A 25,266-nucleotide genomic window follows, 5' to 3' on the forward strand; every position below is an offset into this window, starting at 1 on the left:
TACGCCCGACACTCGACACAATTCCTGAACCGTGCAATCCGGCCGGGCCGGTTCGCAACTCCAGGAAAAACAAACATCAAATTAGCCGCGATCCGTTAGCGCTCCGTTAACCCTCTACGCCCCTTAATCAACTTTGGAGGCGTTGCGTTGTGCTCCGGTCAAACCGAGAGGGAATGCGCGAACCATGGGCATGGTCCTGTCTTTTGTGCCGCGTGCGGCACCTGTAAATCGAGCAAGTCACGACACCAATACGGCGGCGGTGATCATTTTCCCCGGCGTCCGCTATGAGTTGCACCCGCAGGACGCTGCGGCCCGGCCCGGCGACAGCGGCTCCGACAGGCCAGTCTCCCCGCCGCCCGCCAAGCCGCATCACTGAACGGGCTCGCCTTTCTCAGTCGTCCTGCAATTCGCAGCTGCTCTGCTCGAGGAAGCGCGACACGATCGGCTTCCAGCTCTCGTCCGGCACGAAGGCGCGGACGACGAAGATGCCTTCCTCGATCGGCGCCTCGACAAAGATCGCGCCTTGCAGATCCTCCGGAAGGTCGCGCCGCACATCGATCATCTGCGCCGGCGTCAGCACCACCGTATCGAGCTTCTCGCCATTGGCGTTGTGATCGTTGAAGGAATAAATGTTGTGGCCGCCGCGGTCATAGACCGAGGCCGACCAGAACGGCACGTCGCCGGGCGCCTTGATCCGCACCAGGCCGTCGGCAAGGTTGAAGCGGCAGGCGGCGGCATAAAATAGCGGATCGACCGATTTCACCACCGGTGCGCCGCCGGCTTCGGCGTCAAGCCGTGTCATCTTGTATAGGTCGGAGGCCATCGCCAGCCGCGACCAGGCATCGCGCTCGGAAAATTCCGGCACCAGGAACAGCACGACGATATGCACGATGCCGGCGCCGAGCAGGCCGAGGATGAGGGCGTGCAGCAGCCTACGCATTGCAGCCCGCCTTCAGGATGCGCGGCAGCGTCACGTCGGAGAGGCCTGTGCTCGAGGCGATCGGCGTGTCGTAGAAGGTCAGCACGAAATACATCTTGCCGGATCCGCCGGTGAGCAGCCAGTTGCCGGGCGCCGGGCGGCTGCCGACCGAAATGACGACCGAATTGTCGGGCCGCCGCAGCACTTCGTAGGACTGCAGCGCCGCTTGCCTCGGCTTGCCGGTATCGATCACGCCAAGCGACTGATCTGCGGCATAGAGCGTCCAGAAGCGGGCGGTCGGGTAACCGCCTTCGATCGTGTAGGTGCATTCGCGTTTCAGCGGTTCGCCTGCATCGTCACGCTCGGCGACGAAGGCCAGCCCCTCGGCCTGGCCGAGCGCCAGCACGCCCTCGCGCGCCACGCGCGCCTTGGAATAGGGGTCGGCGGCGAGAGTCCCGACTTCGGGGAAGGCCGTCCATTGGCCGATGCGTATCGCCCCGACCCCATCCTGCGCGTTGAGCGCGTACCAGACGCTGTAGCCGCCAAGCCCGATGGCCATGGCAAGCGAAAGCAGCGTCAGGATGGCGTTCTTGAGCATGAGAGCCGCAAACAGAGGAGGTTGCCCGGGATATCGCGGCGCGGGGTGCCGTGGCAAGCCGGCTTCACGCAAGCGCCGTCCTAAAGCGCCGAAAGTGTCTCCGGCAGAGCGGGGGCATCGAGCACGGGCGCGGCCTGGAACGCCTTGGTCATGTCCCTCAGCGTCTGGGTCGTGCGGCTGGAAAGCACCGGCGGGCGTTCGGCCTCGGCTTGCGCCTCTGCGGCGTCGGCTTCCTTCTTGGCCGCTTCCTCTGCCTTGGCCGCGACCTCCGGGTCGACGAACGGATGGTCGAGACCGGGGATGGGCTTCAGGTCGATGTTCTGGTGCGCATAGACCATCAGGCGCTGCCAGACCATCGCCGGCAGCGAGCCGCCGGTCATCTTGTTGGTTGCGGTGAAGTCGTCATTGCCCAGCCAGACGGCCGCCGTGTAATTGCCGGTGAAGCCGACGAACCAGGCGTCGCGGTAGGATTGCGTGGTGCCGGTCTTGCCGGCGACAACGATGTTGGGGAGCTGGGCGCGCCGCGCCGTGCCGATCACCGGCACCGCCGCCAGCATGGTGTTCATGTATTTCAGCGCCTTTTCCGACAGCACGCGGTGTGGCGGCGGCGCGTCCTTGGCCCAGTCATAGACCACCTCGCCGGTGCGGGTGACGAGCTGGGTGATGCCGTGGCGCGAGCCGACGAAACCGTTCTGGGCAAAAACGCTGTAGCCGGTCGCCTGGTCCATCACCGTCATGCCGGATGTGCCCAGCACCATGGTTTTGTGCGCTTCCAGTGGCGATTCGACACCCATCGATTCGGCCATCGCCTTGATCGGACCGATGCCGAGGTAATCCTTGGCGAGCCGCACCGGCACCGTGTTGATCGACTTGGCGATCGCCGTGAGCAGCGTGACATTGCCGGCCGATCCGCCGCTGTAATTGTGCGGGGACCAGTTGCCCCAGCTGATGGCGCCGCCCGAAACCACCGAGTCCGGCGTGAAGCCATGCTCCATCGCGGTGGCATAGACATAGGGCTTGAAGGATGAGCCGGTCTGCCGCAACGCCTTGGTGGCGCGGTTGAACTGGCTGGCGCCATAGTCGCGGCCGCCGACGATGGCGCGCACCGCGCCATTGGTCTCGATCACCACCACCGCGCCTTCGGTGACGTTGTATTCCTTGCCGAACTGCCTCAGATGGAACTCGACCGACTCCTCGGCCGCCTTCTGGATGTTGGCGTCGAAGGTCGTGTGGGCGACGAGCGAATGCTGGCCGGGCTTGGCGATCTTCTTCACCTCGTCGAAGGCCCAGTCGAGGAAGTAGTCCGGGCTCTTCTGCTCGCCGCGGTCGACCACGTCGGCCGGATGCAACCGCGCCTGCAGCACCTGGCCCTCGGTCATGAAGCCGGAATCGACGAGGTTGGAGAGCACCACATTGGCGCGCGCGCGCGCCGCCGGCAGGTTGATGTGCGGGGCGTATTTCGTCGGCGCCTTGAACAGGCCGGCCAGCATTGCTGCCTCGGCAAGGTTCAGATCCTTGACGCTCTTGCCGAAATAGAAATCCGCCGCCGCCTCGATGCCGAACGTGCCGCCGCCCATATAGGCGCGGTCGAGATAGAGCTGCAGGATCTCCTTCTTGGAGAGGTTCGCCTCCAGCCACAGCGACAGGAAGGCTTCCTTGATCTTGCGCTCGAGGGTGCGCTCGTTGGACAGGAACAGGTTCTTGGCGAGCTGCTGCGTGATGCTCGATCCGCCCTGGACCACCGAATTGGCGCGCACGTTCTCGAAGATCGCGCGCGACAGGCCCAGCACATCGATGCCGTAATGGTCGAAGAAACGCCGATCCTCCGTCGCCAGCACCGCCTTGATGACGATGTCCGGCATTTCGTCGACCGGCACGGAATCGCGCTGGATGATGCCGCGCTGGCCGATCTCGTTGCCGTAGCGGTCAAGGAAGGTGACGGCGAAGTCGCCCTGGTTGCGCCAGTCGCCGGTGGTGATGTCGAAGGCGGGCATGGCAAGCGCGAGCAGCACCACGAAGCCGCCGGCGCCCATGGTGAAGCCCTCGCTCAGCACCTCGACGATGGCGCGGCGCCAGCCCTGCACACGGAAGCGGCGGGAAAAGATGGTCGCCGCTTCCCAGAATTCGCGTGCCTTGAAGCCGATCTCGTAGAGCGAGCTATCGAGCCACGCGTCCACGGCGAGCAGCGCCGAAGCGATCCGGCCTCTTCTCCTGCGTGGTTTAGAGGGATTGTCCATTCCAGAATTCCACCCCGGCACTTCCGCCCGAAACAGCCGTGGCAGTTCCGGGGCGCCCTCCCTGTCAGACTAATCGACCATTTTAGCACCACTCACAAGGGCAGCGAAGCCACACCCAGGCTTTGTTGAACGCCATGGTTGATTGTGCCCCGAGCAATTCCAGAAAAAGTGAGCACTTCCTGGAAAAGTGAGCAGCGGTTTTCCGTCCGGAATTGCGTAAAAAAATACCGAGGGCGATATCACCGCGCCGCGATGAAGCGCATGAAATGCGCCACATCCGCCTCGCTCGGCTCCAGTCCGGTGAAGGAGCGCAGATAGGCCGCGAGATGGCTGACACGTGCCTCGACCGGTTCCTTGAGGTCGAGCACGTAATAGCCGATCTGCATGTAGTAGAGGACGCGGGCGCGGATGAAGGCGTCCTCGCTCTCATAGCCGTGCCGGCGGTACATGTCGCGTATGGCCAGCAGTCGCTCCTCGTCGGCCTTGTCGATCATGCGACGCACGTCGTCCGAGCGCCTTGCCCATTCGCGAACGGCGAAATCGAGCCTGGGATCGAACAGGCGCTCGTCGGCCCAGCATTCGAACACGTTCATCACACCCATGATGATGGTGTCGGCCGGCCGGCGCGCCCGCTCGACGATCGCCGTGGTGTTGGTCTCGTGCCAATGCTTGAGCAACTGGTCGAGCAGGTCCTGCCGGCTTTCGAAATACCAGTAGAAGCTCGAGCGCGAGACGCCGAGCTTCTGTCCCAGCGTCAGCACGCGCACGCTCTCGATACCGTCGGAAATCAGCGTCTGCAGCGCGAGGTTGATCCAATCCGCGCGGGTTACCTTGATGTTGCCGGGCGCCGGCTCGTCCTGGGGAGCGGTCATCGTCATGAGCCAACAAGTGGCACGGCGAGGAGCAGCGCGCAAGCTCTGGACAGAAGTGTCTAGACACATGTGTACGGGGCGTATATCTTGACGGCCTCCAACGAGAGGGGAGAGGCTCGTGAAATCGCATTACCGGGCAGTGGTCATCGGCGGAGGCGTGGTCGGCGCCTCGGTGCTCTATCACTTGGCGCGCTTTGGCTGGAGCGACGTGGCGCTGATCGAGCGCGCCGAGCTGACGGCGGGCTCGACCTGGCATGCGGCGGCCGGCTTCCACGCGCTCAACGCCGATCCCAATGTCGCCGCGCTGCAGGACTACACTATCAAGCTCTATCGCGAGATCGAGGCCGAGTCCGGCCAGAATGCCGGCCTGCACATGACCGGCGGTGTCAACATGGCGAGCGACCCGCAGCGTTGGGAATGGCTGAAATCGGCCTGGGCGGTGTTCCAGTCGGTCGGCATCGAGACGGCGCGGCTGGTGACGCCGGAGGAAATCAAGGAGATCTGCCCGATCGTCGATGTCAGCGGCGTGCTGGGTGGCCTCTATGATTCCAACGAGGGCCATCTCGACCCTTATGGCACCACGCATGCCTATGCGGGCGCTGCCAGGAAGCGCGGCGCCGACGTCATCCTGCGCAACCGCGTCGTCGAGCTGAAGCAGCGCGCGGATGGTGGCTGGGACATCGTCACCGAGAAGGGCACGATCGTCGCCGAGCATGTCGTCAATGCCGGCGGTCTCTGGGCCAAGCAGGTCGGGCTGATGGCCGGCGTCGACCTGCCGGTTACGCCGATGGAGCATCATTACTTCGTCACCGAGGACATTCCGGAGGTCGCGGCGCTAGACAAGGAGCTTGGCCTTGCCGTCGATCTCGACGGCTTCTCCTATCTGCGCCAGGAGCGGAAGGGCGTGCTGCTCGGCGTCTATGAGCAGAACCCGAAACACTGGAACATGGACGGCGCGCCCTGGGATTACGGCATCGAGCTGATCCCGGAGGATATCGATCGCATCAGCCCCGAGCTTGCCAAGGCCTATGAGCGCTTTCCCTGCCTGGCCACGGCCGGCATCCGCAAATGGGTGAACGGCGCCTTCACCTTCACGCCGGACGGCAATCCGCTGGTCGGCCCGGTGCGGGGCTTGAAGAATTACTGGGTCGCCTGCGGCGTCATGGCTGGCTTCAGCCAGGGCGGCGGCGTCGGCAAGTCGCTGGCCGAATGGATGATTTACGGCGAGCCGGAAGCCGATATCTTCGGCATGGACATCGCCCGCTACGGCGCCTTCGCCGCCAACCGAGAATATCTCGGGCAAACGACGCGCCAGTTCTATGCCCGCCGCTTCGTCATGACCTTCCCCAATGAGCGCCTGCCGGCGGGCCGGCCGCTGAAGCGCCCCGGCGCCTATGATGGCATGAGCGACGCCGGCGCCGAGTGGACGGCATCCTGGGGCCTGGAGATCCCGGCCTATTTCGCGCCGATGGGGTTCCGCGAAGACACGACGCTGAAGCGCTCCAACGCCTTCGACATCGTCGGCGACGAGGTGCTGCAGGTGCGCCGCGCCGCCGGCCTCGTCGATACAACGGCTTTCTCGCGCTACGCCGTCTCCGGCCCTGGAGCAGAGGCGTGGCTCGACCGGCTGCTCGCTTGCCGGCTGCCGAAGCCTGGCCGCGCCAAGCTCGCGCCGATGCTTGGTTCCGACGGCCGGCTGAAGGGCGACCTCACCGTGCTCAACTGGGGTGACGGCGAATACTGGATCATGGGCTCCTATTATCTGCGCGAATTCCACATGCGCTGGTTCGAGGCGCACATCGCCGAAGGCGTTTCCGTAACCGACATCTCGGATGCCACATCCGGCTTCCTCGTCACCGGACCGAACGCACGAAAGATCGTCGAATGCACCACGCATCAGGACATCTCCGCCAAAACCCTGCCGTTCATGGCTTGCGGCGAGTTCGATATCGGCATGGTGCGGGCTCGGGTGGCCAGGCTCTCCATCGCCGGCGAGCTCGGCTTCGAGATCAACTGTCCGGCCACCTTGCATGCGACGCTTCGCGAAACACTGCTTGCCGCCGGCCAAGGCCTCGGCCTTGCCGAGATCGGCTATTACGCGCTGAATTCGCTCAGGCTGGAAAAGAGTTTCGGCATCTGGTCGCGCGAATTCACGCAAGGCTACACGCCCGGCCAGACCGGGATCGACCGCTTCATCGCTTTCGACAAGGGCGATTTCATCGGCCGGGAGGCGGCGCTGAAAGAGCGCGAGGCCGGTGCCTCGCGACGGATCGTGACGCTTGAGGTCGACGCTATCGACGCCGATGCCAGCGGCTTCGAGCCGGTCTGGTCCAAGGGTTGCCGCGTCGGCTTCGTCACCTCCGGCGGCTACGGCTACAGCATAGGCAAGAGCGTCGCCCTGGCGTTGCTCGATGACGGTTTCGCCGGGGAGGGCACCGAACTTTCCGTCCACATTGTCGGGGTCGAACGGCCGGCGCGCGTCATCGCGGCCTCGCCCTACGACGCCGAAGGCAAAGCGATGCGGCAATGAGGAAGAACGGTCATGGTTGAGGAAGCCGCACGTGTTCTCAGGCGCGAGCGTCGGCGGGGACGCACCGGCGAGGCGGGCAGCGAGTCGAGCCGGCACCCGAACTACCGGTCGCTGAGGAACCCCTTTCTGCCGCAGCCGATCTTTTCCGAGGACCAGGTCGCCGCCATCCACGCTACCGCGCTGCGCGTGCTGGAGGAGCTCGGCATCAAGGTGCTGCTGCCCGAGGCCCGCGCCGTCTATGCCAAGGCCGGCGCCTTGGTCGACGAAGACAGCCAGATGGTCAGGATCGGCCGCGACATGGTCGAGGCAGCACTTGCCTCGGCGCCGCGCTCCATTCCGGCACTTGGCGGCGACCGCTCGCGCGACCTGACACTTGAGCTCGGCTCGATGGCCTTCCTGGCGGGCTCCGGCGCCCCCAACGTCACCGATCTTGAGCGCGGCCGCCGGCCGGGCACGCTCGCCGCATTCGAGGAATTCATCAAGCTGATCCAGCATTTCGACGTGCTGCACATGCTTGGCCCCTGCGTCGAGCCGCAGGACATCGACAACCGCTTCCGCCACTATGCCGTCAACCGGGCGCAACTGACGCTGTCGGACAAGTTCCCCTTCATCTTCGCGCGCGGCACGCCGCAGGTCGAGGACGGTTTCGAGATGATCCGCCTGGCGCGCGGCCTCTCGGAGGACCAGTTCCGCGCCGGCGCCCATTGCTATACCGTCATCAACACCAACTCGCCGCGCCAGCTGGATATTCCGATGGCGCAAGGCATCATCGACTTCGCCAAGGCTGGCCAGGTCCTGATCATCACGCCCTTCTGCCTGGCGGGCGCCATGGCGCCGATCACGGTTGCCGGCGCGCTGACGTTGCAGCACGGCGAGGCGCTTGCCGGTTTGACGCTCGCCCAGATCGTGCGCCCCGGCGCGCCGGTGGTCTATGGCTCCTTCTCCTCCAATGTCGACATGAAATCCGGCGCCCCGGCCTTCGGCACGCCGGAACATATCAAGGCGACGCTGGGCGCGGGCCAGCTCGCCCGCTACACCGGCCTGCCTTGGCGCTCCGGTGGCGGCAGCGCCGCCAACATCTCCGACGCACAGGCGGCACATGAGACGCAGTTCGCGCTGTGGGGCTCGGTGCTGGCCGGCGCCACCGTCTGCATCCACGCCGCCGGCTGGCTGGAAGGCGGCCTGAGCGTCTCCCTGGAGAAGCTGATCACCGACATCGAGGCGCTGCAGACGGTCGCCGAGCTTTGCGCCACCACGCCGGGCGACGAGGATGCCATCGGCTTCGAAGCCATCGCCGAAGTGCAGCCCGGCGGCCACTTCTTCTCGGCGACTCACACCATGACGCGCTACCGCACCGCCTTCTACGAGCCGCTGGTGGCCGACTGGTCGAATTTCGGCAATTGGACGCAATCCGGTTCGAAGACGGCGACCGAGCGCGCCACCGGTATCTGGAAGCGGATTCTTTCCGACTTCCAGCCGCCGGCCTCCACTGCCGCCACCGCTGGCGTGCTCGACGAGTTCATTGCCAGGCGCACCGAAGAAGGCGGCGCCGCGCCGGTCTCGTGATTTGACGAAAACGTAACAAATTCGAGACCTTCGCCATTCACGTTATAGTCAAAACGATTCGCGATCTGGCATCCGATCGCGAGCGCGGCTACGTTGCCGGGCAGCGTGAGGAGATATGTACTGGCGATGGACGGTAGATGACGGCGCCTCGCGATTTGATGCAGGCCTTGTTCCTGAGGCTGAAGACCGATGCGTCGCTGTCGGCGCTGCTTGGCGGCGTCGGACTGCTCGAGCAGGCGAGCGACAAGGCCGCCTTTCCGAACGTGACTTACGGCCGCACAAGCGCCTTCGACCTCGAGACCGGCGCCGACAACGACAGCGACCAGTTGGTCACCTTGCATATCTGGTCGAAAGCCCAGGGCGAGGCCGAGACACGCCTCATCATGGACAGCATCAGGGCGCGGCTCGACGGCGCCGCATTTTCGATCGGTTCGCGCGGCCAGACGCGCCTGTCGCTGGAATTCGCCGAGGCCCGCTATGACGAGGATCTGGCCGTCCATCATGGATTGCTGCGCTTCCGCGCGCTAACTCAGGAAGCCGCCTGAGAGACTGCGCCGAAACATGTTGCCCAGGAGTAGAGCGGCGGCTCCGGAATATTCATCAAAACAACGGTTTAAGCGCGCCGTTTGAATCGGTTTCGCGCGAAGTGCCTTGGCCTACAGCTGCGCTTGGATGGCGGCCTTGTCGATGACCGACCAGACTTCGCGAATTCGCCCCTCATGGAACTCGTAAAAGACGTTCTCGGCGAAGGAGATGCGCTTGCCGTGGACGGGCAGGCCGAACAGCACGCCCTTGGGCCGGCAGTCGAAATGCAGGCGCGCCGCCACGCGCGGCGGCTCCGAGATCAGAAGCTCGATGTTGAAGCGCAGGTCGGGAATGGCCTCGAAATCGCCCTCCAGCATGCGGCGGTAACCCGAAAGCCCGATCGTCTCGCCATTATACTGCACCTCCTCGCCGACGAAGCGGCCGAGATTGTCCCAATCCTGCTCGTTCAGGCAGGCGATGTAGCCCCGATAGAGACCGGCAATATCCTCGCGCGTCATCGCATCCTCCATGGCTGTCCGGCGTTTCTACACTAGCTAGCGCAGTGCGCTGTGAAGGCAGGCAAAAAGCGTAGCGGATCAAGTGCTTTTCCGGCTATGAATTCGAAGCCGGGCTTGAGGGAGCCTTGGCACCGTCACGCGCGCAGGGGGAATGGCGGGCATGATTTCGATCGTTCACCGTTCATTTCACGTTCAGCCCATATGCGTTAGAACCGTGATCATGAAAAACCTTGGCTCACATCTCCGCAAAGCAGTGCTGGCGCTTGCCGCGGCCGGGCTTCTTGCGTCGCAGGCGATCGCCCTGCCGGTCATCGAGCCGTCGGCCGATCAGCCGGTGGTGCTCGCCGCCGGCGATTGCTACGCCATCGGCCAGCAGGTCGCCGCGCAGAACGGAGGCACGCTCGCCAAGGCGTCGCAGGCGACGCGGGGCGGTCAGCAGGTCTGTGTCATCGTCGTGCTCGTCCCAGGCAAGGACGGCCAGCGGCCGCGCCGCTCGGAAATCGTCGTCCCGATGGGCTGACCCTCTCGTTTCCCAGGCCGGCGGAATCGGCCTATACGTCTATCCAGCAACAGGCTTCAACCCATGCGCGTGCTCGTCGTCGAGGATGACAAGGATCTCAACCGGCAAGTGGCCGAGGCGCTGGTCGATGCCGGCTATGTCGTCGACCGGGCCTATGACGGCGAGGAGGGCCATTTCCTCGGCGACACCGAGCCTTACGATGCCGTGGTCCTCGACATCGGCCTGCCGCAGATGGACGGCATCAGCGTCGTCGAGCGTTGGCGCCGCGGCGGCCGCAAGATGCCGGTGCTGATCCTCACCGCGCGCGACCGCTGGAGCGACAAGGTGGCCGGCATCGACGCCGGCGCCGACGATTATGTCACCAAGCCCTTCCACATCGAGGAGGTGCTGGCGCGCGTACGGGCCTTGATCCGCCGTGCGGCCGGCCATGCATCGTCGGAGCTCACCTGCGGGCCGCTGCGCCTGGACACCAAGGCGTCCAAGGCCGATGTGAACGGCGTGCCGCTGAAGCTCACCTCGCACGAGTTCCGGCTGCTCGCCTATCTGATGCATCATATGGGCGAGGTGGTGTCGCGCACCGAGCTGGTCGAGCATCTCTACGACCAGGATTTTGACCGCGATTCCAACACCATCGAGGTGTTTGTCGGCAGGCTTCGCAAGAAGATGGGCATCGACATGATCGAAACCGTGCGTGGCATGGGCTATCGCATGCGAGAGCCGGAGGCGTGACGCGGAACCGCTGAAGCCAGCGATGGGAAGGTGGATTTCAAGGCTGCGGCTCTGGCCGCGCTCGCTGACCTTCCGCGTCATCGCTTTCTCGACCATCTGGGCGATCCTGACGCTGGTCGTCATCTTCACCCTCATCACCACGCTTTACCGCCAGGCCAGCGAGCGCGGCTTCGACAGCCTGCTCTCGGCGCATCTGTTCAACCTGATCGGCTCCGTCGGCATTTCCGACAATGGCGCGCTGACCGGGGCACCCGACCTTGGCGACCTGCGCTTTTCCGAGCCGAATTCCGGCTGGTACTGGTCGGTGGAGCCTGCCTCCGAGGGCGTGCATGGCGAAATCCATTCTTCCTCGATGACGACCTCGCTCCTGTCGCCGAGCGTCGCGGAGGTCCCGTTCAACGCGAACTTCCAGCGCAGCTACTCGATGCAGGGCATAAAGGGCGAGCAGCTCGAAGTGTTCGAGAGCGAGTTCGTGCTGGACGCCAAGAACCGCGCCGCCCGCTTCCGCGTCATGGGCAATCACAGTGAGCTCGAGCAGGAGATCGCGAGCTTCCAGCGCCGCCTGCTCACCTATCTGTCGCTGTTCGGCGTCGGCATGATCGCCATCAACGCTATCGCCATCCTCTTGGGCCTCCAGCCCTTGCGCCGGGTCCGCAATGCGCTCGCCATGGTGCGCGAAGGCACGGCCCAGCGCCTCGACGGCAGCTTCCCGGCCGAGATCGAGCCGCTGGCCAACGAGACCAATGCGCTGATCGAGAACAACCGGCGCATCGTCGAGCGCTCGCGCACCCAGGTCGGCAACCTTGCCCATTCGCTGAAGACGCCTCTAGCCGTGCTGATCAATGAGGGCCGCGCGCTCGGCGGCGCCAAGGGCCAGCTGATCGCCGACCAGGCGGCTTCCATGCAGAAGCAGGTCGATCATTACCTGCAGCGCGCCCGCGTCGCCGCGCAGCGCGACAGCGTCGTCTTCCGCACGCCGGTTTCGCCGCTGGTCGAGCGCATGGTGCGCGTGCTGCGCAAGCTCAACCCGCAAACGCGGCTGACGCTGTCCCTGCCGCCGGCCGAGATCGTCTTTGCCGGCGAGCGCGAGGATCTCGAGGAACTGCTCGGCAATCTGCTCGACAATGCGATGAAATGGGCAAAGAGCGCTGTTGCCGTGACGATCGCCACTATTTCGGGAAGCGGCAACCTGTTTGAAATCGTTATAGAGGATGACGGTCCGGGCATTCCCGAGGACAGCGCGCGAGAGGTGTTGAAGCGTGGCAAAAGACTGGACGAGACGAAGCCGGGAACCGGGCTTGGCCTTGCCATTGTCGCCGATCTCGTCAACGAGTATGGAGGCTCGCTGGCGCTGGAACGGTCGGGCATGGGCGGCTTGAGGGCGGTGGTGAGATTGCGGAGCCTTCAATGATGTTTTTTATCGATTTGCGAGCAGGGGCTGACGGCCAAATTTCCGACAAATATCAACACTATGGCCAGGATGCTTCCCTGATGGCGCGGTCGCCTAACCATCTCTCTCAAGAAGTCCATTTCGCTCAAGAAGCTCATCCCGCTCAAGAGAACCGGTTGTTGGCATGAAGATCCGCGTCGCGCTCGTTTCCGCCCTGCTCGCCGTTTCCGGCTGCACGACACTCGGCAGGGGCGGTCCAACCTCTCCGGCCACGCCGGTTTCGACGCCGCCTTCAGGCGGCAAGGTGTCGACAAGCATCGTCTCGGCGATGAATGGGGGGCTGATCGGCGGGTCGATCGGCTCGGGCCTGAGCGACGCCGAAAAGCGCAAGGGGCTGGAGGCGGAGTACAAGGCGCTGGAATACAACACCAGCGGCCAGAAGGTGACATGGAAGGGCGACAACGCCTCCCATTATGGCGAGGTCGTCGCGGCCCAGCCTTATCGGGTCGGCTCCCAGGATTGCCGCCAGTACACCCACACCGTCTTCACTGGCGGCGCGGGCGTCACCGCGCGCGGCACCGCCTGCCGCAACGCCGACGGCAGCTGGACGCCGCTCACCTGATAAATCGGCCCAATTGATATACATCAAAGCCGGACAGAGCATCCGCCGTCAAAGCGTCGCAGTATGCTTGTGTTGGCAGGGCAGGGCTCTGCCTTTATTGGAAGAGCCATGCTGTTCTGGGTCATAGCCGCAATCCTCACGCTGGGCGCCAGCCTGGCGGTGCTATTGCCGCTCACCGGCGGCATCAAGGGTGCATCGGCGCCTGGCGATCATGACCTCGAAGTCTATCGCGACCAGCTTTCCGAATTGGATCGCGACGTGGCGCGCGGCCTGATCCAGCCGGGCGAGGCTGAGGAGGCGCGCGCCGAGATCGGCCGCCGCATCCTGCGTCTCGGCACGGCCGAGCGGCCGGCCTCCGCCAGCGCCTCCTCCCGCGGCATCAGGTTGGTCGCCAGCCTGGCCGTGCTTGCCGTTCCGCTGCTGAGCTGGGGGCTCTACGGCGTGCTCGGCTCGCCCGATTTGCCTTCACAGCCCCTGGCCGAACGTCTCGCCAAGAATCCCGCTGATTCCTCGGTCGACGAGCTGGTCGCACGCGCCGAAGCGCATCTTGCCGCCAATCCGTCGGACGGCAAGGGCTGGGACGTGCTGGCGCCGATCTATCTTCGCCTGCAGCGCTTTCCCGACGCGATAACCGCCTACCGCAACGCCATTCGCCTCGACGGCGACAGCGCGGTGCGCCAGGCTGGCCTCGGGGAGGCGATCGCGAGTGCTGCCGGCGGCATCGTTTCGGCCGATGCACAAAACGCCTTCGAGGCGGCTCTCAAGCTCGATCCGGCCAATGCCAAGGCGAATTTCTACCTGGGCGTAGGCCTTGCCCAGGAAGGCAGGAAGGACGAGGCTGTCGCCGCCTGGCAAAAGATGCTCGGCCAGCTTCCGCCGGATTCGCCCTGGCGCAGCGCCGTCCAGCAGGCGCTTGCCGAGGCTGGCCAGCCAGCGGTCGCGGCGAGCGGGCCGGATGCCCAGCAGATGGAAGCCGCGCAGCAGATGTCGCCGCAGGACCGGCAGGCGATGATCGAAACGATGGTCGCGGGCCTCGACGACAAATTGAAGCAGAATCCCCGTGACGAGGAAGGATGGATGCGCCTCATCCGTTCCTATGCCGTGCTCGGCAAGCCCGATCAGGCGCGCGAGGCGCTCGGCCGCGCTGTCGCCGCCTTTGGGGCCGACAGCGAACAGGCCAAGAAGTTCACCGCCTTCGCCGCCTCCCTCGGCGTGACGGCGACGGAGTAAGAGATGACGCGCAAGCAGAAGCGATTGTCGGTGATCGTGGCGGGGCTGGCCTTCCTCGCCGCGGCCGCCGGACTCACCTTCTACGCGCTCGGCCAGAAGGCCTCCTATTTCTACATGCCGGCGGAGCTGGCAACCGCAAGCGTCCCGCCCGGACAACGCATCCGGCTTGGCGGCCTCGTCGAAAACGGCACCGTCGTGCGCGGCAGCGGCGCAACCGTCGCCTTCTCGGTCACCGACACGCAGAAATCGGTCAAGGTGACCTACACCGGCATCCTGCCCGATCTCTTCCGCGAGGGGCAGGGCGTCATAACCGAAGGTGCTTTCGGTCCGGACGGGGTTTTCGTCGCCGACAGCGTGTTGGCCAAGCATGACGAGCGCTATATGCCGAAGGAAGTCGCCGACGGCCTGAAGGCCAAGGGCGTCTGGGTGGAAAGCAAGAGCCAATAATGGTTGAGACCGGACATTTCGCCCTCGTGCTCGCCTTCGCGCTGTCGCTGGTGCAGATGCTGGTGCCGCTGGTCGGCGCCCGCACCGGCAATCAGCGGCTGATGGCGGTCGGCGGTCCTGTGACCGTCACCGGCTTCGCGCTGACCGCGCTGTCCTTCACGGCCTTGGCGAGCGCGTATGCCGGCTCGGACTTCTCGGTGGCCAATGTCTGGGAGAATTCCCATTCGCTGCAGCCGATGATCTACAAGATCACCGGCACCTGGGGAAACCACGAAGGCTCGATGCTTCTGTGGGTGCTGATCCTGACCTTCTTCGGCGCGCTCGTCGCCGTCTTCGGCAACAATCTGCCGGCGACGCTCAAGGCCAATGTGCTTGCCGTGCAAGGCATGATCGGCGCGGCCTTCTTCCTGTTCATCCTGACGACCTCCAACCCGTTCATCCGCCTCAATCCGGCGCCGGTCGAGGGGCGCGACCTCAACCCGGTCCTGCAGGACCTCGGCCTCGCCATCCATCCGCCGCTGCTCTATCTCGGCTATGTCGGCTTCTCGGTCTGCTTTTCCTTCTCGGTCGCCGCCCTGATCGAAGGCCGCATCGACGCCTCCTGGGCGCGCTGGGTGCGGCCGTGGACGCTGGTCGCCTGGATGTTCCTCACCGGCGGCATCGCCATGGGTTCCTACTGGGCCTATTACGAGCTCGGCTGGGGCGGCTTCTGGTTCTGGGATCCGGTCGAGAATGCCTCCTTCATGCCCTGGCTTGCCGGCACGGCGCTGCTTCATTCGGCCATCGTCATGGAAAAGCGCTCGGCGCTGAAGATCTGGACGCTGCTGCTTGCCATCCTCACCTTCTCGCTGTCGCTGCTCGGCACTTTCCTGGTGCGTTCGGGCGTGCTGACCTCCGTGCATGCCTTCGCCACCGACCCGGCGCGCGGCGTCTTCATCCTGTGCATCCTGACCTTGTTCATCGGCGGCTCGCTGGCGCTGTTTGCGCTGCGCGCATCCAGCCTGACGGCCGGCGGCCTGTTCCATCCGATCTCGCGCGAGGGCGCGCTGGTCCTCAACAACCTCTTTCTCACCACCGCCACCGCGACGGTGCTGGTCGGCACGCTCTACCCGCTGGCGCTCGAAGCGCTCACCGGTGGCAAGATCTCGGTCGGCGCCCCTTTCTTCGACCTGACTTTCGGCCCGCTGATGCTGCCGCTGCTGGCGATCGTGCCGTTCGGCCCGCTGCTCGCCTGGAAGCGCGGTGATGTGATTGCCGCCTCGCAGCGGCTGATGGCGGCCTTTGCGCTCGCGATCGCCGCGATGCTGGTCACCGGCCTGTTCATCGACGGCGCCTCGGTTTTTGCCGCGCTTGGTGTCGGCCTCGCTGTCTGGCTCGTCGCCGGCGCGCTGACCGACCTTGCCGTCAAATCCGGCGCCGGCTCTGTGGCGCCGGCCGTCATGCTTCGCCGTTTCACCGGCCTGCCGCGCTCGGTCTTCGGTACAGCGCTGGCCCATCTTGGCCTCGGGCTGACCTTGCTCGGCATCGTCGGCACGCTCTGCTTCGGCACCGAGCGGATCCTCACCATGCGGCCCGGTGAGACGGTGGAACTCTCCGGCCACACGCTGCGCTTCGAAGGGCTTTTTCCCCAGAAAGGTCCGAACTTCACCGAGGATCGCGCCCGCTTCCTGCTGATCGGCGCAGACGGAAATGCCAATGGCGAGATCTCTTCGGCAAAACGGTTCTTTCAGGCCCGGCAGATGGCAACGACCGAGTCCGGCATCAGGACGCTCGGCTTGAGCCAGCTTTATCTGTCGCTCGGTGACGAAGGTAATGACGGCTCCGTCGTCGTGCGCCTCTGGTGGAAACCGCTGGTGACGCTGATCTGGGGCGGCGCCCTGGTGATGATGGCGGGCGCGGCCATGTCGCTGGCCGACCGCCGCCTGCGCGTCGGCGCGCCCGCGAGGCGCCGCAAGCCGGCCGCCGCGTTGACGAGCCCGACATGAAAGCGAGGTTTTCACTCGCCTCGCTGATCCTTCTGCTCGCCCTGGCGTTTACGGGCGCCGCGCAGGCGGTGAAGCCTGACGAAGTGCTGCAGGACCCGGCATTGGAGGCGAGGGCGCGTGCGCTGTCGGAAGGCCTGCGCTGCATGGTTTGCCAGAACCAGTCGATCGACGAATCCGATGCCGATCTGGCCCGCGACCTGCGCATCCTCGTGCGTCAGCGCCTCGTCGCCGGCGACACCGACCAGCAGGTGATGGATTACATCGTCTCGCGCTATGGCGAGTTCGTGCTCTTGAAGCCGCGCTTCAGCCTGCGCAACGCGCTTTTGTGGGGCACGCCGGTGCTCCTGCTTCTGGCTGGCGGTCTGTTCATCCTGCTCAGCGCCCGCTCGCGCCGCCCGACGTCGGACAGCGCTCTCAGCGCCGAGGAACAGGCGGCACTGGACAAGATGCTAAGCGATCAGTCCGGCCATTCCTCCGGCGGCCAATCGCGCGATGTGTGAATAACGCGCAAGATGATAACACTCTCACGGCCACCGATTGGCCGAAGCGTATAGGCTACGATGTACGGCAGGCGTACGACGGGCTTTTCGTAGGTCCCCGCCACGCGACCTGGTCGACCCGTCGCCATGTCGCCAAGATTTTGGCTCACAGCACGAATTCGATCCGCTACGCGCTTAGCTGCGACCGGATTGTCGCGCGCGATAAAAGCGACCTGCTGTTTGAAGTCGTCGAGTGCTTCTGTTGACCAGCTAACGGCTCGCTTCACGCCTTGCCCGCTCGGTTGGCTTCCGCAGCCTCGATTATCGCGTCGATTTCGAGCATGGCTTCATCGTGGGATACGAGACGGCCTGCCTTAGCGTCCGCCAACCCACGTTTGATACCGTCGATGATCTCGAGTTCCCGATCGACATAGTCCGAAACCGCTTCGGCCGCGAGAAAGGATTTGCTGCGCCTTGTGTCGGCGGCGATCCGCTCGAGTTTCTGTTTGGTTTCGGCCGAGACTCGGATTGTCATGGTAGTGCTTGCTGTCATGGGAAAGCCTTACGCTAGGTTGTGTACAAGATAGCACAAGTGGCAGATTCTACCAAGGGAGGAGTGGGGCGAAAGCGGTGCAGAACCCAAACGACGAGCGTCGGCAACATTACAAAACTTTCATGTACCGGAAATGGCGCCGTAATGTGCGGCTCCCTAATTCTCTTGCCCGAGGATGCTTCGCCTGAGCGCATCCACGTCGAAAGAGGAAACGAGACCCCATGAATATTGCCCCCAATTCATATTCCCGCACCCGAAAGCGCCTGATGGCCGCCGTCGCTTCCCTGGCCGTTGTCGGCACGGTCGGCGCGGGCATGCTCGCAACCGGCACCGCCCCCGTGCTGGCCGATGCCGTGCGCGTCGAGGCCCCGCAGATGCCGAGCTTCGCCGATGTCGTCGAGCACGTCTCGCCGGCGGTGGTCAGCGTCAAGGTCAAGGCCAAGATCCAGCCGACCGCCGATGACGGCCAGGACGATCAGGGCGGTTTCGACAACCTGCCCGACAACCCACAGCTGCGCCGCTTCTTCAAGGAGTTCCGCGGCTTCGGCGACCAGGGACAGGGCGGCCAGTTCGGCATGCGCCGCTTCGGCCATCGCGACCATGGCAATGGCGAGCCACGCCCGGTTGCCCAGGGCTCGGGCTTCTTCATCTCGGAAGACGGCTATCTCGTCACCAACAACCATGTCGTGTCGGAAGGCTCGGATTTCACCGTCGTCACCAATGACGGCAAGGAACTCGATGCCAAGCTGATCGGCACCGATCCGCGCACCGACCTTGCCGTGCTCAAGGTCGATGGCGGCGGCAACAAGTTCACCTATGTCGACTTCGCCGACGATTCCAAGGTCCGCATCGGTGACTGGGTGGTTGCCGTCGGCAATCCGTTCGGCCTCGGCGGCACCGTCACCGCCGGCATCGTCTCGGCCCGCGGCCGTGACATTGGCGCCGGCCCCTATGACGACTTCATCCAGATCGATGCGTCGGTCAACCGCGGCAATTCCGGCGGCCCGACCTTCAACCTCAACGGCCAAGTGATCGGCATCAACACCGCCATCTTCTCGCCGTCGGGCGGCAGCGTCGGCATCGCCTTCGACATCCCGGCCTCGACCGCCAAGCAGGTGGTCCAGGACCTGATGAAGAGCGGCTCGGTCCAGCGCGGCTGGCTCGGCGTCGAGATCCAGCCAGTCACCTCCGACATCGCCGAATCGCTCGGCCTGAAGTCGGACAAGGGCGCGCTGGTGTCGAGCGCCCAGGATGGCGGGCCGGGCAAAAAGGCGGGCATCGTCGCCGGTGATGTCATCACCCAGGTCGACGGCAAGGACGTCGCCTCGCCGAAGGAGCTCGCCCGCATGATCGGTGCATTCGCGCCCGGCAAATCGGTCGATGTCACCGTCTGGCGCAACGGCAAGGACGAGACCGTCAAGGTCGATCTCGGCACGCTGCCCGCGAGCGACAAGCAGGCCTCGAACGACGACAACAACAAGCAGTCGGCGCCGGCCGCCAAGGCAGACACGCTGGCCGATCTCGGCCTGACCGTCACCAAGGCGGAAAAGGGCAAGGGCCTCGTGGTTACCGACGTCGATCCAGACAGCGACGCTGCCGACCGCGGCATCCAGCCCGGCGACGTCATCACCTCGATCAACTCGAACGAGGTGAACACCACCGACGACGTCTCCAAGGCGATGACCGATGCCGCCAAGGCTGGCCGCAAGGCCGTGCTGATGCAGATCACACGCGACGACTCGAACCGCTTCGTCGCGCTGCCGGTCGGCAAGGGCTGACACCAACTTTCAGCTTTCCCCATGGCGGTATCAACACCCCCGAGCCGCCGTGGGGAAACATGGGGCCGAGCACGTAAGTCAGTCACCGTGTTTCGCTCCTGGCGGCAGCGGGTTTCCCATCACCCGCTGCCGCTTTATCGCATGTCGCTCAAAAGTGGCTGCCGGTTTTGGGAAGACGACATGCGAAGCGAAAGAACGCATGTCGCCCAAAAGTGGCTGCCGGTTTTGGGAAGAAGACACGCGACCAATCAAGGCAAAGCAGGAAGCAATGACTGCCTCTCAAACTTCCAGTGAAATCGCGTATAACGGTCCCATGAAGATTCTCGTCATGGAAGACGATCGCGAGGCGGCGGACTACTTGCAGAAAGCCTTCGCCGAGGCGGGCCACACCGCCCATGTCGCTGGCGACGGCGAGACCGGCTTCGCGCTGGGCGACGCCGGCGACTATGACGTGATGGTGGTCGACCGCTTGATGCCGCGCCGCGACGGCCTGTCGGTGATCGCCGCGCTTCGCTCGCGCGGCAACACGACGCCGGTTCTGATCCTGTCCGCGCTGGGCGAGGTTGACGACCGCGTCACCGGCTTGCGCGCCGGCGGCGACGACTATCTCACCAAGCCGTATGCCTTTTCTGAATTGCTGGCCCGTGTCGAGGTGCTGAACCGCCGTGCCGGCGCGCGCGAATCCGAGACAGTCTACCGCGTCGGCGACCTCGAGCTCGATCGGCTATCGCATTCGGTCAAGCGGGCCGGACGCGAGATCACGCTGCAGCCGCGCGAGTTCCGCCTGCTCGAATATCTGATGCGCCATGCCGGCCAGGTGGTGACCCGCACGATGCTTCTGGAAAATGTCTGGGACTATCATTTCGATCCGCAGACCAACGTCATCGACGTCCATGTCTCGCGCCTGCGCGGCAAGATCGAAAAAGGCTTCGACAAGCCGATCCTGCACACGATTCGCGGCGCCGGCTACATGCTGAAAGGCGGTTAAGGAGCAAAATGGCTCTTTCCCTGCCGGCCATCATGAAGACGACGGCGGCCCGGCTGTCGGCGCTCTATCTTCTGCTTTTCGCGCTTTGCGCGGTGTTGCTCGTCTTCTACATGACGTCGCTGTCGGCGCGCATGCTGACCGCGCAGACGCAGGAGACCATCAACGACGAGGTGCTGGGCCTCGCCCGTGCCTATCAGCGCGGCGGGTTGCCCGTGCTGGTGCGCGTCGTCGAAAACCGCTCGCGCCAGCCCGGCGCCAACCTCTATCTCATCGCCGACGCCAACGGCCAGATCCTGACCGGCAATGTGCAGAGCCTGGAGCCCGGCGTCATCGAGACCGAGGGCTGGACGACCGAGCCCTTCTCCTACCAGCGCTTCGGCGAAGGCGAGCTCGACCGGTTGCGCAGTGGAGCTACCGACCAGCCCGCGCCCCAGGCCGGCGACAACGGCACTCCCCAGTCGACAGGCGAAAAGGGCCACAACGCCATCGCCTTGGTGCTGCGACTGCCAAACCAGATGATCATGCTGGTCGGCCGCGACCTCGGCGAGCCCGAGCGCTTCCGCGCCGTCATCAGCCGGGCGCTGACGCTGGCGCTCGGCATGATGGGCCTGGGCGGGCTCCTGATCTGGTTCTTCGTCGGGCGCGCCGCGCTGAAACGCATTGACAGTGTGTCCGATGCCAGCCGCCGCATCATGGGCGGCGACCTCAGCGGACGGCTGCCGGTCACCGGCGCCGGCGACGAATTCGACCGCCTGTCGGAAAACCTCAATGCGATGCTGGCCAGGATCGCCATGCTGAATGAGGGGCTGAAGCAGGTCTCCGACAACATCGCCCATGATCTGAAGACGCCGCTGACCAGGCTGCGCAACCGCGCCGAGGCGACGCTTGCCGGCCGGCACAAGACGGAAGACTACCGCCAGGCGCTGGAGGGCACGATCGCGGAGTCCGACCAGCTCATCAAGACGTTCAACGCCATACTGATGATCTCGCGTCTGGAGGCCGGCTATTCCTCGGAACAGACCGGCCCGGTCGATCTCGCCGCGACGGTGAGCGACGTCGTCGAGCTCTACGAGCCGGTGGCCGAGGAAGCGGGCGTCACATTGGAGGCGACCGTCCCCGAGGCCTTCACGATCAACGGCAACCGCGAGCTGGTCGGTCAGGCGCTGTCCAACATCGTCGACAACGCCATCAAATACTCGACCGACGCCGCCGAGACGCCGAAGGTGCGTGTGGCGCTGGAGCGCGCCGGAAGCGAAATCAAGCTTACCGTCACCGACAATGGCCACGGCATTCCCGACGACGCCGATCGTGCCCGCGCCACCGAGCGCTTCGTGCGCCTGGAAAAGAGCCGCTCGCAGCCGGGCTCGGGCCTCGGCCTCAGCCTCGCCAAGGCCATCATGACTTTCCACAACGGCAGGCTTGATCTTTTGCCCGCCAATCCAGGATTGTCCGTGGTCATGAGTTTTCCGTTGCGGGAGACGCATTAAAGCAGGTCCGCGAGAAAAGGGATTCCCGCGACCTGCTTTAAGTTTTTGATTAAGCATGTCTTTGTCCCGAAACCGGGCTCACTTTCGGGAGACATGCTTTAATGGTTCGGGCAAATGGCGAAGAAGAAGATCGAATTCGAGTACCGGCTTAGCCCGACATTGGCGCTCCAGCCCCTGGACGCGGAGCATGCCCGGCGCGAATTGTCGGAGATCGCCGATGCCGCCGAGGAGGAGGGGCTTTCCCGCCTCGCCGCGTTCCTGGCGGGTGAGGGACCGCTGCAGGACCTGCTGGCGGCCGTCTTCGATCTCTCGCCCTTCCTGCGCGATGTGGCGCGCCGCCGGCCGGCAATTCTCGAGACGCTGTTCGACGAGACGGTAGAGGCGCGGCTCGGAGCCATCGGCGAAGCGATCGGCGGCGCGGCCAAGGCCGAGGATGTCTCGGAAACCGCGCTGATGATGCAGCTCAGGCAATCGAAGACCGAAGCGCATTTCCTAATCGCGCTGGCCGATCTTTCGGGCGAGGCGGAGACCTCGGTGACGGTGCGCCGGCTTAGCGATCTCGCGGACGCCTGTACAAACGCCGCCGTCGATTTCCTGCTGCTCGACGCGCACCGGCAAGGCAAGCTCAAGCTGCCGAAGCCGGCGGTGCCGGCCAGGGATTCAGGCTGGATCCTGCTCGGCATGGGCAAGCTCGGCGCGCATGAGCTGAATTTTTCCTCCGATATCGATCTTGTCGTCTTCTTCGATCCGGAAGCGCCGGCCGTCATCGATCCGCTCGACGCGACGGAGCTGTTCTCGCGCCTCACCCGCCGGCTCGTGCGCATCCTGCAGGACCGCACCGAGCATGGCTATGTCTTCCGCACCGATCTCAGGCTGCGCCCCGATCCCGGCTCGACGCCGCTGGCGATCCCGGTCGAGGCGGCGCTTCGCTACTATGAGGCGCGCGGCCAGAACTGGGAGCGCGCCGCCATGATCAAGGCGCGGCCGGTGGCCGGCGATCGTGTCGCGGGCGCGGCCTTCCTCAAGGAATTGCAGCCCTATGTCTGGCGCAAATACATGGACTACGCGGCGATCGCCGACGTCCATTCGATCAAGCGCCAGATCCATGCCCATAAGGGCCATGGCGAGATCGCGGTGAAGAGCCACAACGTGAAGCTCGGCCGCGGCGGCATCCGCGAGATCGAGTTCTTCGTCCAGACCCAGCAGCTCATCGCCGGCGGCCGCTTCCCGGAACTGCGCGGCCGCGAGACCGTGCCGATGCTGGGCGCGCTCGCCGCGCGCGGCTGGATCACCGCCGATGCGCGCGATGCGCTCACCCGGCAATACTGGTTCCTGCGCCGCGTCGAGCACGCCATCCAGATGGTGGCCGACGAACAGACGCATATCCTGCCCGACAGCGATGAGGAGCTGGAACGCATCGCGCTGATGCTGGGCTTTGCCGGCGAGGCGGAGTTCACGCAGGCCTTCCGCGCCTCGTTGCAGCAGGTCGAGCGCCACTATGCGGCGCTCTTCGAAACCGCGCCCGAGCTTTCGGCCGGCATCGGCAACCTGGTCTTCACCGGCGATGTCGACGATCCCGATACGCTGCAGACGCTGCATCGCCTGGGTTTCCAGCGGCCGAGTGACATCTGTCGCGTCATCCGCGGCTGGCATTTCGGCCGCTACCGCGTTACCCAGTCGGCCGAAGCGCGCGAGCGGCTGACCGAGCTGACGCCTGCTCTGCTCAAAGCCTTCGGCCAGACGCGACGCGCCGACGAGGCGCTGATCCGCTTCGACGAGTTCCTTGCCGGCCTGCCGGCGGGCATCCAGCTTTTCTCGCTGCTGCAATCCAATCCGGCGCTGCTGAAGCTGATGGCGACGATCATGGGGGCAGCCCCGCGGCTGGCGGCCATCATCACGCGTCGACCGCATGTCTTTGACGGGCTGCTCGACCCGGCGCTGCTCACCGAATTGCCGGATCGCGCCTATCTTTCGGCCCGCCTTGCCGCCTTCATCGAGGGCGACCGCGCCTATGAGGACGTGCTCGATCGCCTGCGCATCTTTGCTTCCGAACAGAAGTTCCTGATCGGCGTGCGGCTGCTGGCCGGCTCTATCGATCCGGCGCGGGCGGGGCGCGCCTTCTCCGATCTCGCCGACCTCACCATCGAGGCGGCGCTTCAAGCGGTGATCGCCGAATTCGCGCTGCGCCACGGCGGCATCGCCGGCGGCAGGGTGGCGCTGCTCGGCATGGGCAAGCTCGGCAGCCGCGAGCTCACCGCCGGTTCGGATGTCGATCTCATCCTGCTCTACGATCATGACGCCGATGCGGAGGACTCCGACGGCGACAAGCCGCTGGCGCCGTCGCATTACTATACCCGCATGACGCAACGCCTGATCGCCGCCGTCTCGGCGCCAACGGCCGAAGGCGTGCTTTACGAGCTGGACCTGCGCCTGCGCCCATCCGGCAACAAGGGACCGGTCGCCACCCATATCGACGCGTTCAAGAAATACCAGCGTCAGGACGCCTGGACCTGGGAGCACATGGCGCTGGCGAGGGCGCGCGCCATCGGCGGCGATGCCGAGCTTTGCGCCGAGCTCGAGACGGAAGTGGCGGCGGTTCTGGCGCAGCCGCGCGATGCCGCCAAGGTAAAAGCAGAGGCCTCGGACATGCGCGCGCTGATCGAGAAGGAAAAGCCGCCGCGCGATCTCTGGGACATCAAGCTCACCCAGGGCGGGCTCATCGATCTCGAATTCATCGCCCAGGTCGCGGTTATCACCGGCAATGTCGAGCCCGGCCGCCGGGTGACGGCGACAGCCGACATCCTGGCGCGGCTTGCCCCCAGTTTCGCCGCACCCGATATCCGTGAAGAGCTTGCCGAGGCCTACCGGCTCTATCTGGCGCTGACGCAGATGATCAGGCTTTGCCTCACCGGCGAGTTCCAGCGCGACGATGTCCCGCCGGGGCTTGCCGACCTGCTTCTGGCGGTCACCGACCTACCGGATTTCACCGTGCTGGAAGCGCATCTCAAGGAGACATCGCGGAAGGTCAGGAGAGATTTCGATCGTCTGCTTCGTGCGGGAGCGTCGCCATCAGTCGCATCGTCGCCATGAGATTCTCTGGGTGGCACATTAGCCACAGTTAATATTAATCGGCGATCCGGTCTTGTACCGTCGGCAGAGGTGTCCCGTAATGGGTCAATGGGTCTGGCACCGCAATTGCACTGTCAGCAATGCCGGGGAGTCAATTCACCCCGACGAAGGGGGGCCTCGCCGCTTCGCAAATGGAGCGGCGGGTTCTTTCACAACGGCTGACG

23 protein-coding genes are annotated in these 25,266 nt (G+C 64.9%); 16 read left to right on the forward strand and 7 right to left on the reverse strand.

Translation table 11 applies throughout. From position 1 onward, the window contains the following. Positions 1-391: 391 nt before the first annotated feature. The 4 genes from E5X34_RS09015 to E5X34_RS09030 form a co-directional block, all read right to left on the reverse strand. The gene (locus E5X34_RS09015; RefSeq protein WP_127305243.1) at positions 392-940 is read right to left on the reverse strand and encodes a DUF1254 domain-containing protein; all 549 of its coding nucleotides are present in this window, start codon (positions 938-940) and stop codon (positions 392-394) included. Further along, the gene (locus tag E5X34_RS09020; RefSeq protein WP_292563189.1) at positions 933-1,517 is read right to left on the reverse strand and encodes a DUF1214 domain-containing protein; all 585 of its coding nucleotides are present in this window, start codon (positions 1,515-1,517) and stop codon (positions 933-935) included. The genes E5X34_RS09015 and E5X34_RS09020 overlap by 8 nt, the downstream gene beginning before the upstream one ends. Before the next feature lie 80 nt (positions 1,518-1,597). After that, the gene (locus tag E5X34_RS09025) at positions 1,598-3,754 is read right to left on the reverse strand and encodes a transglycosylase domain-containing protein (protein WP_292563190.1); all 2,157 of its coding nucleotides are present in this window, start codon (positions 3,752-3,754) and stop codon (positions 1,598-1,600) included. Between the two features lie 239 nt (positions 3,755-3,993). Further along, the gene (locus tag E5X34_RS09030; RefSeq protein WP_292563192.1) at positions 3,994-4,632 is read right to left on the reverse strand and encodes a TetR/AcrR family transcriptional regulator; all 639 of its coding nucleotides are present in this window, start codon (positions 4,630-4,632) and stop codon (positions 3,994-3,996) included. Positions 4,633-4,744: 112 nt separating this feature from the next. Here E5X34_RS09030 and E5X34_RS09035 point away from each other — a divergent pair, with 112 nt between their 5' ends. The 3 genes from E5X34_RS09035 to E5X34_RS09045 all read left to right on the forward strand — a co-directional run bounded on the left by E5X34_RS09035 (position 4,745) and on the right by E5X34_RS09045 (position 9,267). Then, positions 4,745-7,156, forward strand: a complete 2,412-nt coding sequence (locus E5X34_RS09035) for an FAD-dependent oxidoreductase (protein WP_292563194.1) — start codon at positions 4,745-4,747, stop codon at positions 7,154-7,156. Positions 7,157-7,168: 12 nt separating this feature from the next. Beyond that, positions 7,169-8,722 carry a trimethylamine methyltransferase family protein gene (locus tag E5X34_RS09040; RefSeq protein ID WP_292563197.1) on the forward strand — a complete coding sequence of 518 codons (1,554 nt, stop codon included), beginning with the start codon at positions 7,169-7,171 and terminating at the stop codon, positions 8,720-8,722. 137 nt (positions 8,723-8,859) lie between these two features. Further along, positions 8,860-9,267, forward strand: a complete 408-nt coding sequence (locus E5X34_RS09045; protein WP_292563200.1) for a DUF3168 domain-containing protein — start codon at positions 8,860-8,862, stop codon at positions 9,265-9,267. Between the two features lie 111 nt (positions 9,268-9,378). On the opposite strand, the gene E5X34_RS09050 is transcribed toward E5X34_RS09045, so the two are convergent. Further along, on the reverse strand, positions 9,379-9,765 hold the full coding sequence (locus E5X34_RS09050; RefSeq protein WP_292563203.1) for an ester cyclase: 387 nt from the start codon (positions 9,763-9,765) through the stop codon (positions 9,379-9,381). 220 nt (positions 9,766-9,985) lie between these two features. Between E5X34_RS09050 and E5X34_RS09055 the strand changes: the two genes are divergently transcribed. From E5X34_RS09055 to E5X34_RS09095, 9 genes are all read left to right on the forward strand, one after another. Then, positions 9,986-10,285 carry a hypothetical protein gene (locus E5X34_RS09055; protein ID WP_292116640.1) on the forward strand — a complete coding sequence of 100 codons (300 nt, stop codon included), beginning with the start codon at positions 9,986-9,988 and terminating at the stop codon, positions 10,283-10,285. A gap of 63 nt (positions 10,286-10,348) precedes the next feature. After that, positions 10,349-11,014 (forward strand): response regulator transcription factor, encoded by a 666-nt coding sequence (locus E5X34_RS09060; RefSeq protein ID WP_292563206.1) that lies wholly within the window; start codon positions 10,349-10,351, stop codon positions 11,012-11,014. A 22-nt stretch (positions 11,015-11,036) separates the two neighbouring features. Continuing rightward, positions 11,037-12,425, forward strand: a complete 1,389-nt coding sequence (locus E5X34_RS09065) for an ATP-binding protein (protein ID WP_292563208.1) — start codon at positions 11,037-11,039, stop codon at positions 12,423-12,425. Further along, positions 12,422-12,592, forward strand: a complete 171-nt coding sequence (locus tag E5X34_RS09070; protein ID WP_292563211.1) for a hypothetical protein — start codon at positions 12,422-12,424, stop codon at positions 12,590-12,592. The genes E5X34_RS09065 and E5X34_RS09070 overlap by 4 nt, the downstream gene beginning before the upstream one ends. After that, entirely contained in the window at positions 12,589-13,026 is a 438-nt protein-coding gene (locus E5X34_RS09075; protein WP_292563213.1) for a hypothetical protein, read from the forward strand. Before E5X34_RS09070 ends, E5X34_RS09075 begins: the two co-directional genes overlap by 4 nt. Before the next feature lie 108 nt (positions 13,027-13,134). Beyond that, complete coding sequence (gene ccmI / locus E5X34_RS09080) at positions 13,135-14,256, forward strand: c-type cytochrome biogenesis protein CcmI (protein ID WP_292563216.1); 1,122 nt, start codon at positions 13,135-13,137, stop codon at positions 14,254-14,256. 3 nt (positions 14,257-14,259) lie between these two features. Continuing rightward, positions 14,260-14,703, forward strand: a complete 444-nt coding sequence (gene ccmE, locus E5X34_RS09085) for a cytochrome c maturation protein CcmE (RefSeq protein ID WP_042642035.1) — start codon at positions 14,260-14,262, stop codon at positions 14,701-14,703. After that, positions 14,703-16,688: a heme lyase CcmF/NrfE family subunit gene (locus E5X34_RS09090; RefSeq protein WP_292563219.1), complete on the forward strand. Its 1,986-nt coding sequence runs from the start codon at positions 14,703-14,705 to the stop codon at positions 16,686-16,688. Before ccmE ends, E5X34_RS09090 begins: the two co-directional genes overlap by 1 nt. Further along, complete coding sequence (locus E5X34_RS09095; protein ID WP_292563221.1) at positions 16,685-17,188, forward strand: cytochrome c-type biogenesis protein; 504 nt, start codon at positions 16,685-16,687, stop codon at positions 17,186-17,188. Before E5X34_RS09090 ends, E5X34_RS09095 begins: the two co-directional genes overlap by 4 nt. Here E5X34_RS09095 and E5X34_RS09100 read toward each other — a convergent pair. Together E5X34_RS09100 and E5X34_RS09105 are read right to left on the reverse strand one after the other, a co-directional pair. Beyond that, on the reverse strand, positions 17,146-17,454 hold the full coding sequence (locus tag E5X34_RS09100) for a type II toxin-antitoxin system RelE/ParE family toxin (RefSeq protein ID WP_292563224.1): 309 nt from the start codon (positions 17,452-17,454) through the stop codon (positions 17,146-17,148). The genes E5X34_RS09095 and E5X34_RS09100 overlap by 43 nt on opposite strands. Next, positions 17,451-17,720 (reverse strand): CopG family ribbon-helix-helix protein, encoded by a 270-nt coding sequence (locus tag E5X34_RS09105; protein WP_292563227.1) that lies wholly within the window; start codon positions 17,718-17,720, stop codon positions 17,451-17,453. Before E5X34_RS09105 ends, E5X34_RS09100 begins: the two co-directional genes overlap by 4 nt. Before the next feature lie 221 nt (positions 17,721-17,941). On the opposite strand from E5X34_RS09105, the gene E5X34_RS09110 reads away from it, so the two are divergent. The 4 genes from E5X34_RS09110 to E5X34_RS09125 all read left to right on the forward strand — a co-directional run bounded on the left by E5X34_RS09110 (position 17,942) and on the right by E5X34_RS09125 (position 25,063). Continuing rightward, a complete protein-coding gene (locus E5X34_RS09110; RefSeq protein WP_292563230.1) occupies positions 17,942-19,498 on the forward strand; it encodes a Do family serine endopeptidase in 1,557 nt (518 codons plus the stop codon). Positions 19,499-19,811: 313 nt separating this feature from the next. Beyond that, complete coding sequence (locus tag E5X34_RS09115) at positions 19,812-20,486, forward strand: response regulator transcription factor (RefSeq protein ID WP_292563232.1); 675 nt, start codon at positions 19,812-19,814, stop codon at positions 20,484-20,486. Between the two features lie 8 nt (positions 20,487-20,494). Next, positions 20,495-21,973, forward strand: coding sequence for a HAMP domain-containing sensor histidine kinase (locus tag E5X34_RS09120; RefSeq protein ID WP_292563235.1), 1,479 nt, complete (start codon positions 20,495-20,497; stop codon positions 21,971-21,973). Positions 21,974-22,087: 114 nt separating this feature from the next. Further along, positions 22,088-25,063 (forward strand): bifunctional [glutamine synthetase] adenylyltransferase/[glutamine synthetase]-adenylyl-L-tyrosine phosphorylase, encoded by a 2,976-nt coding sequence (locus E5X34_RS09125; protein WP_292563238.1) that lies wholly within the window; start codon positions 22,088-22,090, stop codon positions 25,061-25,063. The last annotated feature ends 203 nt before the right edge of the window (positions 25,064-25,266 follow it).

Source organism: Mesorhizobium sp. (genome assembly GCF_004963255.1).
GTDB lineage: Bacteria > Pseudomonadota > Alphaproteobacteria > Rhizobiales > Rhizobiaceae > Mesorhizobium.

Coding starts and splice junctions, on each gene's coding strand:
- E5X34_RS09015 (WP_127305243.1), bottom strand. CDS start 940: ATGCGTAGGCTGCTGCACGCCCTCATCCTCGGCCTGCTCGGCGCCGGC.
- E5X34_RS09020 (WP_292563189.1), bottom strand. CDS start 1,517: ATGCTCAAGAACGCCATCCTGACGCTGCTTTCGCTTGCCATGGCCATC.
- E5X34_RS09025 (WP_292563190.1), bottom strand. CDS start 3,754: ATGGACAATCCCTCTAAACCACGCAGGAGAAGAGGCCGGATCGCTTCG.
- E5X34_RS09030 (WP_292563192.1), bottom strand. CDS start 4,632: ATGACGATGACCGCTCCCCAGGACGAGCCGGCGCCCGGCAACATCAAG.
- E5X34_RS09040 (WP_292563197.1), top strand. CDS start 7,169: ATGGTTGAGGAAGCCGCACGTGTTCTCAGGCGCGAGCGTCGGCGGGGA.
- E5X34_RS09045 (WP_292563200.1), top strand. CDS start 8,860: ATGACGGCGCCTCGCGATTTGATGCAGGCCTTGTTCCTGAGGCTGAAG.
- E5X34_RS09050 (WP_292563203.1), bottom strand. CDS start 9,765: ATGACGCGCGAGGATATTGCCGGTCTCTATCGGGGCTACATCGCCTGC.
- E5X34_RS09055 (WP_292116640.1), top strand. CDS start 9,986: ATGAAAAACCTTGGCTCACATCTCCGCAAAGCAGTGCTGGCGCTTGCC.
- E5X34_RS09060 (WP_292563206.1), top strand. CDS start 10,349: ATGCGCGTGCTCGTCGTCGAGGATGACAAGGATCTCAACCGGCAAGTG.
- E5X34_RS09065 (WP_292563208.1), top strand. CDS start 11,037: ATGGGAAGGTGGATTTCAAGGCTGCGGCTCTGGCCGCGCTCGCTGACC.
- E5X34_RS09070 (WP_292563211.1), top strand. CDS start 12,422: ATGATGTTTTTTATCGATTTGCGAGCAGGGGCTGACGGCCAAATTTCC.
- E5X34_RS09075 (WP_292563213.1), top strand. CDS start 12,589: ATGAAGATCCGCGTCGCGCTCGTTTCCGCCCTGCTCGCCGTTTCCGGC.
- ccmI (WP_292563216.1), top strand. CDS start 13,135: ATGCTGTTCTGGGTCATAGCCGCAATCCTCACGCTGGGCGCCAGCCTG.
- ccmE (WP_042642035.1), top strand. CDS start 14,260: ATGACGCGCAAGCAGAAGCGATTGTCGGTGATCGTGGCGGGGCTGGCC.
- E5X34_RS09090 (WP_292563219.1), top strand. CDS start 14,703: ATGGTTGAGACCGGACATTTCGCCCTCGTGCTCGCCTTCGCGCTGTCG.
- E5X34_RS09095 (WP_292563221.1), top strand. CDS start 16,685: ATGAAAGCGAGGTTTTCACTCGCCTCGCTGATCCTTCTGCTCGCCCTG.
- E5X34_RS09105 (WP_292563227.1), bottom strand. CDS start 17,720: ATGACAGCAAGCACTACCATGACAATCCGAGTCTCGGCCGAAACCAAA.
- E5X34_RS09110 (WP_292563230.1), top strand. CDS start 17,942: ATGAATATTGCCCCCAATTCATATTCCCGCACCCGAAAGCGCCTGATG.
- E5X34_RS09115 (WP_292563232.1), top strand. CDS start 19,812: ATGAAGATTCTCGTCATGGAAGACGATCGCGAGGCGGCGGACTACTTG.
- E5X34_RS09120 (WP_292563235.1), top strand. CDS start 20,495: ATGGCTCTTTCCCTGCCGGCCATCATGAAGACGACGGCGGCCCGGCTG.
- E5X34_RS09125 (WP_292563238.1), top strand. CDS start 22,088: ATGGCGAAGAAGAAGATCGAATTCGAGTACCGGCTTAGCCCGACATTG.